7 protein-coding genes and 5 pseudogenes (1 of these 12 only partly in view) are annotated in these 10,206 nt (G+C 38.8%); 6 read left to right on the top strand and 6 right to left on the bottom strand.

Annotated features, from left to right (window positions below):
• Positions 1 to 892: the 3' portion of a magnesium-protoporphyrin IX monomethyl ester (oxidative) cyclase gene (gene acsF, locus FBB35_RS20980; protein WP_174711248.1), read on the top strand. Its footprint begins 164 nt before the window's first position; the window shows 892 of its 1,056 coding nt (coding positions 165-1,056); its start codon lies beyond the left edge, outside the window; its stop codon occupies positions 890 to 892.
• 249 nt (positions 893 to 1,141) lie between these two features.
• Here the strand turns inward: acsF and FBB35_RS20975 are convergent.
• Positions 1,142 to 1,903, bottom strand: a pseudogene (locus FBB35_RS20975) (transposase); the annotation flags it as partial.
• A gap of 88 nt (positions 1,904 to 1,991) precedes the next feature.
• On the opposite strand from FBB35_RS20975, the pseudogene FBB35_RS20970 reads away from it, so the two are divergent.
• Positions 1,992 to 2,123 (top strand): annotated as a pseudogene (locus FBB35_RS20970) (IS5/IS1182 family transposase); the annotation flags it as partial.
• Positions 2,124 to 2,456: 333 nt separating this feature from the next.
• On the opposite strand, the pseudogene FBB35_RS34910 reads toward FBB35_RS20970, so the two are convergent.
• A pseudogene (locus tag FBB35_RS34910) lies at positions 2,457 to 2,627 on the bottom strand (IS1634 family transposase); the annotation flags it as partial.
• Between the two features lie 90 nt (positions 2,628 to 2,717).
• Here FBB35_RS34910 and FBB35_RS20965 point away from each other — a divergent pair.
• Complete coding sequence (locus FBB35_RS20965; RefSeq protein ID WP_174708137.1) at positions 2,718 to 3,740, top strand: IS4 family transposase; 1,023 nt, start codon at positions 2,718 to 2,720, stop codon at positions 3,738 to 3,740.
• Between the two features lie 118 nt (positions 3,741 to 3,858).
• On the opposite strand, the pseudogene FBB35_RS20960 reads toward FBB35_RS20965, so the two are convergent.
• Both FBB35_RS20960 and FBB35_RS20955 read right to left on the bottom strand, forming a co-directional pair.
• Positions 3,859 to 4,149, bottom strand: a pseudogene (locus FBB35_RS20960) (pentapeptide repeat-containing protein); the annotation flags it as partial.
• 127 nt (positions 4,150 to 4,276) lie between these two features.
• The gene (locus tag FBB35_RS20955; RefSeq protein ID WP_174711247.1) at positions 4,277 to 6,499 is read right to left on the bottom strand and encodes an FdhF/YdeP family oxidoreductase; all 2,223 of its coding nucleotides are present in this window, start codon (positions 6,497 to 6,499) and stop codon (positions 4,277 to 4,279) included.
• Positions 6,500 to 6,644: 145 nt separating this feature from the next.
• Between FBB35_RS20955 and FBB35_RS20950 the strand changes: the two are divergent.
• Positions 6,645 to 6,938: pseudogene (locus FBB35_RS20950) on the top strand (ArsR/SmtB family transcription factor); the annotation flags it as partial.
• A 97-nt stretch (positions 6,939 to 7,035) separates the two neighbouring features.
• Here FBB35_RS20950 and FBB35_RS20945 read toward each other — a convergent pair.
• Positions 7,036 to 7,374, bottom strand: coding sequence for a hypothetical protein (locus FBB35_RS20945; RefSeq protein ID WP_174711246.1), 339 nt, complete (start codon positions 7,372 to 7,374; stop codon positions 7,036 to 7,038).
• Positions 7,375 to 7,899: 525 nt separating this feature from the next.
• Between FBB35_RS20945 and FBB35_RS20940 the strand changes: the two genes are divergently transcribed.
• Positions 7,900 to 8,226: an STAS domain-containing protein gene (locus tag FBB35_RS20940; protein ID WP_174711245.1), complete on the top strand. Its 327-nt coding sequence runs from the start codon at positions 7,900 to 7,902 to the stop codon at positions 8,224 to 8,226.
• A gap of 42 nt (positions 8,227 to 8,268) precedes the next feature.
• On the opposite strand, the gene FBB35_RS20935 is transcribed toward FBB35_RS20940, so the two are convergent.
• Positions 8,269 to 9,459 carry a SpoIIE family protein phosphatase gene (locus tag FBB35_RS20935; protein WP_174711244.1) on the bottom strand — a complete coding sequence of 397 codons (1,191 nt, stop codon included), beginning with the start codon at positions 9,457 to 9,459 and terminating at the stop codon, positions 8,269 to 8,271.
• A 174-nt stretch (positions 9,460 to 9,633) separates the two neighbouring features.
• On the opposite strand from FBB35_RS20935, the gene FBB35_RS20930 reads away from it, so the two are divergent.
• Positions 9,634 to 10,050 (top strand): anti-sigma regulatory factor, encoded by a 417-nt coding sequence (locus FBB35_RS20930; protein WP_174711243.1) that lies wholly within the window; start codon positions 9,634 to 9,636, stop codon positions 10,048 to 10,050.
• The last annotated feature ends 156 nt before the right edge of the window (positions 10,051 to 10,206 follow it).

Below are 10,206 nucleotides of genomic sequence, written 5' to 3'. Positions count from 1 at the left end.
CCGTCATCATTTTGTTCGGGATGAGGTATTTAACCAGTCTTGGGAACACATTGAAGGTGAAGCAAGACAGGCATTTATTGAGTATTTGGAGCGCTCTTGCATTTCTGAGTTTTCCGGCTTCTTGCTATTCAAAGAACTATCCCGCAAGCTGAAAAATCGCAGTCCACTGCTAGCGGAAATATTTCAACTGATGGCACGTGATGAAGCTCGCCATGCCGGATTTCTCAACAAAGCAATGGGCGATTTTAAACTCTCCCTAGATTTAGGCAATGTTACTAAAACCCGCACCTATACGTTTTTCCCAATTCAGTGGGTACTTTACACCGTTTACTTATCAGAAAAAATCGGGTACTGGCGTTACATTATTATCTATAGACATCTAGAAAAGCACCCAGAAAACCAGTTTTACCCGATATTCCAATATTTTGAGAGTTGGTGTCAGGATGAAAACCGTCACGGGGATATATTCAAGGCGCTTTTACGTTCTCAACCACAACTGTGGAACAACTGGAAAGCTAGGTTGTGGAGTCGCTTTTTCTTGTTATCGGTATTTGCTACCCACACTTTGACAGTTCATGAACGGGCTGGTTTTTACACCTCATTGGGACTTGATGCGACGGAATTTGACCGCGAAGTTGTTCGTAACACCAATGAAACTGCCGGCCGAGCTTTCCCTGTAATGTTAAATACGGAACATCCCAAGTTTTTCCCACGCCTGCAAGGCTGTGCGGGCTACAACATGAAAATTGCAGAGATTGAGAGCAGTTCTGTGCCCAAAGTTGTGAAGCTGATTCGCAAACTACCTTTGATTGCAGCAATTGTTTGGAATCTATTGTTGGTTTACCTGATTAAACCCGTTGATGCTGAGGTTTTACGGGAAACCGTGCGTTAAATTTTGCATCTACTGCTGTCAACTACGCATTCCATGATTCCACAAAATGCGTAGTTTACCGCTGTAGGCATCGCCCTCCAAATTCACCAATATACAAGCAGTTACCGCTATTGTGAGGTACGTGTTTAGTACTGAAAGGGTCGAAAAAGAGCGATTGTTGAGGGGAAAATAGTGTACTTCATAACAGCAGGAAACGCTGTATTCCTCTTCTGTCACTTTCCGGAACAAGTAAGTAGTAAATAAGTTAAATTATCCACAAGCATAACCAGGTTTAAATTGATTCATTGCAGCAATTAAATGATTAAATCCTAGCAATAAATGTGAATTAGGGAAAATACTTAGCCAGGGAAGGGATAAATCAACCAAAATAGTAAAAGTGGTTGGATAATTAGACGCAGATTATTTAAAGTATTTTTCCATCCGTATTCATGGTTCCATTGCGGATGATTAGAAAAATCAACATCACTATTTTCTTCTGCCTCAGTCTCAATTTGACGAGATTTATTTAAGCCTAAGAAGACTGGAGAATTTAAAAAAATCATCGTGTAAACATAAAAAATAATCTATCACCATCTCTCAATATGTTGGAAATTAGTGAAACGATAATCTGTCCATCCTAGTTCCTGTTTACACTGTCGAAACCCATATTCTACCCAGGTTCTTAATCCATATAAATCGCCTAAAGTTTTCTTCAAATTCCCTTGAAGGTTTGTCATCACGAAGGAGGTAGAATTTTCTGGCATAGTTTCTGGGTCAGTAGTTATTTCCCAGTAAGTTATGGCTCTTTTTTTACCATAAATTATTTCCCTAATGTATCTAGTTTCTGATTTTTGATTGCTAAATGTTCTTTCAAATTTACACCATTTATTTGCCCTAACGCCTTGTCCTGCTGGCAACCAGACTCCATTATTACTTCTAATTGACTACATATGCTAAATTATATTCAGCTATTTTACTAATAAATTGGCTACTTTCACCATATAAGCTATCAGCCAGTACTAATTCAATCTTAGAGGGTGTTTGAAAAGTCGGAGAGATGGTAAAAAAGCTCTCTCAGTATACGCTGTCAATATATAGTAGACAGCACTGAGAGAGCGACATGAGTAAAGCATACCCCAGCAATCTGACCCGTGTTCAATATGAATTTCTAAGTGACATGATTCCAGAACCAAAACCCGGTAGTCGCAAGCGTGAAGTTGATATGTGGGAAGTCCTTAACGCAATTTTCTATCCCACCTTCCGCACCCCAAGTGTCACAGAGGGAAATTACTGAGATCAAAAAGCGAAGCAGGAATTAAAACAGACATATTTAGTCGAAAAAGAGATTTGAGCAGCCATGAATCAGCAAAAATGGCATCAAAGCCTATTGTCAATAACGAGCAATAATAACTGGTGTTAGATAGATTTAAATGAGATAAATAAATGAAGATATTAAATGCTTTAATCATAAATTAGATGAATAAATAACAGTAGCGAAACTAGATTATCGACATAGCAAGTTAGAGCTATAAATCAAAGATATTAGCTCATTGTTTTGTCTATATTAAATTAATAAAAAGAAAATTTAGCTGACTAATTGATAGTAATGGAGACAATCATCTGGTAAAAGGTTTAAAATGAAATCCCTGTCTTGAGTCCAATTAGAGACGTGTTTTTCATTGTTAAATCTAACTAAATGAATAGACTGGAAGCATTGAAATATCTAACGTAAAGTGGGGCGGTCAGTTGCTTTACCCCAGAAGTGTTGAATGTTAAGAAAAATCCGATAAAAATAGCCCAAAATATGGTAGTTTTGGGCTAAGGCTTAAAATATATTAGTTTGATTGTGATTATAAATTCATTTCCCAAAATTGTCAAAGATATACTGAAAAGCCTGCCAAAAAACGATTATCCAGTATTGAACAGTCGTCTGTTTTTTGAGTGCTGGCTATCCTATGCCCTGGATAACAGCTTAACAAGTATGCGAGATTTGTTTAACAGATTAAATAACAATTGTTTTGAGGTAGATATTTCTACTTTCTCTAAAGCAAATTTACATCGAAGCCAAAAACCTTTTCAAGAGATTTACCAAAAATTAAATGAATTAGTACAGAAGAAAGTTCAAAAAAAGTTACACAATAAATATGCAATTTGTCCAATAGATTCAACAATTATTACTCTCACAAGTAAATTGTTATGGGTACTAGGTCATCATCAAGTCAAGCTGTTTAGTTCCTTAAATCTCTCCACAGGAAGCCCAGAAGATAACTTCATCAATTTTGGACATGACCATGATTATAAATTTGGTTCCAAAATGATGTCTAGTCTCCCAATAAATGCTGTTGGAGTAATGGATAGGGGTTTTGCTGGATTAAAATTTATCCAAGAATTAGTACAAGAAAACAAATATTTTGTTTTGCGGATAAAAAACAATTGGAAACTAGAATTTGATGGCTCAAATGGATTGGTCAAAGTTGGTGCATCTGATGATGCTCAAGCTTATAGAGTAATTAATTTCTGTGATTTAGAGACAAAAACCGAGTTTCGCTTAGTGACTAATTTACCAGAGTCGGGAGATGCAGCTGTTCATGATGATGAAATTAGGGATATTTATCGATTACGTTGGGGAGTTGAATTGTTGTGGAAGTTTTTAAAGATGCACTTAAAACTTGACAAACTCATTACCAAAAACGTCAATGGTATTACCATACAAATTTACGTGAGCTTGATAGCCTATCTGATTTTACAGCTTTTATCTATTCCCGAACAATGGGGACATACACTATTAGATAAATTCCGCTATCTTCAATCTTGTATGTGTCAGAAAATCAGCTATGTTCATTGGTTTGAGGAGATGATGTTTTGCTGACTAATTTAAGCTTTTGAGACTTAGTGTAACTAATAATGTAAAGTTTTGTATCAGCATTCAACATTTCTGGCTTTACCCAATTGATTTTTAATAGTTGATTTAGATTCTTTGAGCGGGGTAAGCGTGTGTTGACTAGTTTTCCATCCATTAAATCAGCTTCTCGGAGAACAGCACGATATAAGTCTGCTTCACTCAAATCTATACCCCAAAGGATAGACTTACTCAAGTCTGCTTCCCGTAAACAAGCTTGGCTAAGATTAGTTTTACCAAATCGCGTTTTACGTAAATCAGCATAGCTAAAATCTGCGCCTATGAGGTTGGCATTTGTTAATTCTGCTTCTTGCAGATTCAGTCTTTGGAAGCTTCTTTCTCCAGCAGCATAAGATTTGAGAAGTTCATTTATATCCATGTTAGAAATTTTAAGTTCAAGAGAGGGTTTTTTATGAGATCGCTGTGTAATTTTCATACAAGGCTTTGGGATATAAGTTAATGGATATACTGGTGGAAATGTTAAAGCTGAAAAAATGAGACTTGATTCAGATTTTTTCCAACCGTGCGATCGCATTATAATCAGGAACCCCTTCTAGTGATCGCTTACTTTTATCTAGTAGCACATTACCTTCTGGCCAATGGACTTGCAAGTTTCCTGACTGAATTGGCGCAATATAAACTTGACAGAACAACTCACCTAACTCATTCTTAAGAATTACCTTATCCCCATCTTTTAAATCCAACAGTGCCGCATCAGCAGCATTTATTAGCACTGCCTCTCGCACCGCCCCAGTAATTGCATCCTTACGTTCCTGTACCATACTATTAAATTGCTTACCTCGGCGCGTTGCTACTAAGAAGTAACCTTCTGGTAATTCCCTTTGGCGTGGCAATAATACGCCAAAGTGTGCTTTCCCATCTGATGTAGGGAAGTTCCAACCAAAGCACAAATGTGACCCACCATACTGAAATTGATCGCCAGCCTGTTGTAAGTGTTGAATCCCAGCATATTGGGGGACAACTTGAGCAATTTCTTGACGGATAGCAGCTGTGTCAGCAGAAGCCAACTTATCTGCCAAATCTGGTTGCACGCGCCTTGCTAATTCTAGAAAAACTTCCCACTCTGGACGCGCTTCTCCAATGCGCTGCCCTGGAATTTCTGGACTGAAAATTACCCGACGTTCAGTATTAGTTTCTGTTACTCCCCCTGGTATTTCGTAGCGAGTCGTCGCAGGTAAAAGCACCACAGTATCAGCAGGTTCCACCAACATTTGGCTGGAGAGAACAATATCCGTATGTACCCGCAACGGTATTTTCTTCAGCGCCGCTTCCACATAATCCGGTTCTGGCAACACTTCCAAAAAATTCCCTCCCACGGAAAACAACACATCTAATTCCCCCTGATATGCGACGTTAATCATTTCTGGAGCAATTAAACCTTTACTCGCTGGCACTTTAAAGCCCCAATGCTGACTCAATTGGGCAGCATTTTCTGGAGTGATAGATTTACCACCGGGAAACACTGTGGCATAACAGCCCATTTCTGCCCCACCCTGTACCCCAGAGTGGCCGCGAATTGGCATTAAACCGCAGCCTTCCCGACCGACAAAACCTTTGGTGAGAGCTAAGTTGATAATACTTCGCACATTATCTTCGCCGCATTCATGCTGGGTAATGCCCATACTCCAAACAAACACCGCTTTGTTGGCTTCTTTGACCATTTTGGCAAAGGCGTACATTTGCTCACAGGATGTACCAGAAAGCCGCTCTAATTCTTCCCAAGATTGGCTTTCTAAAGATGTTTTGAGTTCGGCAAAGCCAACTGTGTGTAAATCTATAAATGACTGGTCTACCCAGTTGTTAGCAATTATGTGTTTAATTGTGCCATTCAAAAATGCTATATCCCCGCCCATGTTGATTAAGAAGAAGTCTTCGGCAAACTTTGTACCGAAAACGGCACTTTCCACAATTGAAGGCACCCAGTAGCGCTCCATTCCTGGCTCGCGGTAAGTGTTAATAACTACAATTTTCGTGCCAGCTTTTTTGGCGTAATGGAGATATTTAACAGTGACTGGCTGATTATTGGCAACGTTGGAACCAATGAAAACTAATAAATCAGTACCAATCCAGTCTTTATAAGAACAGGTGGTGGCCCCTGCACCCAGAGCAGCTTTCAGTCCCGCCGTACTGGGAGAATGGCAGATGCGGGCAGCGTTATCAATATTATTGCTTCCCATTGCCCGCACAGCTTTTTGGGTGGCATAATAAGTTTCGTTGACAGTTCCGCGACTGGTAATATAAAAACTAAGGCGGTCTGGTGTAGTGGCACGGATGCGATCACTAATTACCCCTAAAGCTTCATCCCAGCTAATACGGCGAAAACCTTTTTCCCCTCGTTGACGCATCATCGGGAAAGGAAGTCTTCCCAAGTCCCGTAATTGGACACTTTTTTGCTTTTGTAATTGTGAGACATCCTCCAATAGCACAGGGTCAAAAGCTGGCATAGTATTCATCCGCAACAGCCGCAACCGGACATTGCAGAGATGGATACCTTCTATTGTCCAATCCTTCATCCCGGTTGTTCCAAGAGCGCAACCATCACAAACACCTTTATCAAGAATATTCCACGCATAAGGTAGTTTGTCACGAGACAGCCAGATTGCCCGAAATACTTCCCAATAGTTGTTAGGGTACTGTTCGCCAATGCCGAAAGGCTTCCAACTTGCCCAGTGCTGGGGTGTCCAATATTTCTTGGGTTTAGGCAACATAGCCAAAATATAGTGTATTTCTTTAAGGCTACCGTTTTGAGTAGCAAATTAGCAGCAAAGTGGCTAAAAGTCTGCTCTTTGTACTTCATACAAGAGAAAACTGCTGTATAGGGGACAGTAGTTTTACTTCTGGACTTTGGACTAAAAGGCTAGTTGATTTCTGTTACAGATTTTAGCTAGTCTAAAATCAGGTCCAATGAATGTAATGGAAATTGCTGAGGTTACTAGCTTAGGTCAGGCAAATCTATCTAAGCATCTGAAAATCTTAACTCAAGCAGGAATTCTATCTCGTCAGCCCAAAGGCACAAGTGCCTATTACGAGATTGCCGAACCAATGATTTTTGAGCTTTGTAAGTTAGCGTGCGATCGCATTAGTGAACGCGTGCAACAGCAGGCTGAAAGCTTAAAAGTCCTTCGAAGCAAAACAGCAGTTTTTTAAAAAATACGTGATGCCTTAATTTGGTAAAAAAATGTCCTCCTAGCTGCTGGTAGTTAGGGGCACAACGATTATGCCCCTACAAATGATTCATATTTCTTTAATCTTCGTCAAGGGCTGGGAAAGCTTCTTCAATTTGCCACAACTTATTTTTGTTTTCAACAAACCAAATACGAGTTTTGGGAGTTAATTTACTCCAAATGACTTCAACAGGGATGTGAGGAGATGCATATTGGTACTCTTGACCAAGTGACTTGAGATTGTCTGCCACATCATGGGGAATTCCGAATTGTTCCCAGTCAACTGTTATATGTCTTCCCGAAACTCCGGCTGTAGGGTCGAAAATCAATTGTGCTGATCTGACTAAATCAGCAAAGTGTTTCGGTTTAAGTTTGGTGATCTCTTGAAGTTGGAGTGATTCGTTATGCTCTTGAGACATTATCGCCGCAGTGGTAAAGATTAGTGGTGTTTGAACTTACTGGCAGAGATTTTGATCCCAATATTTTTACTTTAACGCAGAGCCGCTAACTTGATCTTGATTTAATCAGACACTGAATTTTCAGACCATCTAGAAAGAAACAATGCGATAGTTGTGCTAACGTCAAGGAATAACGTAATCCTAGCTGTATAATTTGCAGTATTTTTTCATGTTGGGTGGCAAGTTTGCCACATTGCCACTCGACATGTCTTGTTTCTGGGCACGATATTTAGGTTATAAAGATGGTTATTTTAAAGCTTTTGAAATTTTTCGCTAATGTCTAGAGGCTAGATTCTTTACTGCAATAGTAAATAATAATTACCAAGCCGCACTACACAAGTAAGTATGGCTACGCCACGGTACGCGAACACGAATTAAAGCAAATTCCTTTAAGATACAAAACTATTGCAATATCTATTGCACTTTAGCTTAGGTCAATGCCAAAATGTAAATACATTTTCCCCAGTCAAACAATAGGATAAAACCATGACTATGAGCGTAAAATTACTAGAATTATCTGGGATTTTAGATGGTGTTAGAGGTAATGAACTGCGTCGTGAAGTTAGCGAAATTCTGGTAACTGGAGCCGATATTTTGTTACTTGACATGAAAGAAGTAAAGTTTATCGATAGTTCTGGTTTAGGTGCTTTAGTCTCAGCAATGCAAATGGCTCGGAATGCTAATACTAAACTTTTTGTTTGTTCGATCAGCGATCAAGTCAGAATGTTGTTTGAATTGACTAAAATGGATAGAGTTTTTCAAACCTTTGCTGACCAAGATGAATTCAATCGCCAAGTATTGGCAACACAGTAAGCTCCAATACTAGCCTAAATTTAAATTGGCACATTTGACATACTAACCAAAGTTCACTTTTACTAAAGAGAAGTCATCATCAAGATTATCTTGAGAATTTAAGATAAGGATGTTCGCTAATAGTTGATTGAGAACACAAGAATCTTTTCGACTATATTTAGTTAGTAAGTCAATGAAAGCATCAATACCCCAAATTCTACCATCTGACTGATTAATTTCATAAACACCATCACTAAAAATGTATAAAATACTGTTCTCTTCGATCTGAAAAATAGCATCCTCAAATTGGACATCAGCTAAAAAGCCGATTGGGAGATCCAAAGAACTTAGCTGTTTAACTTGGATGCTTGTTGTCGAGGTATGAGATAGCAGTAAAGCTGGTGGATGTCCAGCGTTGGCATAAATAAGCTGACGTTTCAGACGGTGATAAACTCCATACCAGATTGTGAAGTATTTATCACCGTGCTTCGTCATTTGAAAGGCATGATTGAGCGCTTTTAGGACTTCACTGGGTTGACAAAAGTTGGTATTTGGTAAAGATTGCGATCGCAAAACATTCAGCACCGATACAGATAGGAGGGCTGAACCCACCCCATGACCTGATACATCCAACAAATAAATTGCCAAATTATCCTCGTCGATCCAATAATGGTCAAAGCAATCACCCCCTAGCTGTGCTGAGGGAATAAACAGATTTTCTGTAGTTACTGCTCCTGCAAGCGGTGAGGGTAAGAGCGATCGCACATAATCAGCAGCCTCAGCTAATTCTGCCTCCAAAATTTGCTTTTGGGTTTGTAAATCTTGATTGAGTGTCTCCAAAACTTCTTTTTGACTTTGTAAATCTTGATTTAACTGGTGTAATCTTAATCCTGCTCTCACCCGTGCTTTCAATTCATTCATCTCTATTGGTTTAGAGATAAACTCATCTGCTCCAGCGTCAAGTCCTCTAACTCGATCTTCCTCCTCTCCTCGAGCTGCTCCCCTAGCCGTCAATAGAATAAAAAAAGTAGTTGCTAACTGTGGATCTGTTCTAATTCGACGACACACTTCTAGCCCATCTAGCTCGGACATCATCCAGTCACAGATAATCAGAGCCGGATGTAGTAATTTTGCTTGTGTAATTCCTTCTTTGCCATTGCTCGCTACAGTGGTATCATAACCCTGATTTTGGAGTGTTTTTTTCAGTACTGCTCGCACTATAGGATCATCATCAATAACCAAAATTTTAAACATAAATTAAAGTTTACTAGAATGAATTCTGATTCCTGAATTATGTTTATATCAAAAGGAAGCAATTGCTATCATTAAACTTATATGCAATTTAGTTTTAAATGTATAGTAAAAATACTCAAATTAAATAAATTAAATAAGAATAGGATCGTCTCAAATTATTTCATTGGTTAAGAAGTGAAAACTAAAATTTATCTAAAAGTCAACACAGACCTTACAGCATCGCCTCAAGTATTATTTTGGTTCGAGCAGATGAATCACCCACCTATTTCTGATAAAGAGATTTGGTGGCAATGTCAAACACTTTTGATGGAAGGCTTTACTAATATTGTTGAACATGCACACAAAAAATTACCTGTTGAAACTCCTATTGAAATAGAAGCTGTACGGGGAAATGAATATATAGAAATCCGCATTTGGTCTCAAGGTGAACCATTTAATTTAGAGGAGCAATTGCGGCAAATATCTGAATTTGATGAGAATGAGCAAGACCGGGGGCGGGGTTTAAAAATTATGTCTACCATTGCCGACAAATTAAGTTATGAGCCAACAGGAGACAATCGTTACTGTTTATTTATCAGTAAATATTATTAATCATTTTATCTGAGCTTTGCTAGCTGATAGCTTAATTATTAGCCATAAGCAAAAAACTCTAAAGTGCTTCATACAGCAAGACTCAATTTTTTTACCAACTTTTCCAACAATCCCCCAGTAAATGCAGATAGTTATCGATTTGATTCGGTCGCCATT

It is taken from the genome of Nostoc sp. TCL240-02, from assembly GCF_013343235.1.
In the GTDB taxonomy this organism is placed as follows: domain Bacteria; phylum Cyanobacteriota; class Cyanobacteriia; order Cyanobacteriales; family Nostocaceae; genus Nostoc.
Note: the sequence above shows the minus strand (reverse complement) of the source record. Positions and strands in the feature narration are given on the sequence as shown.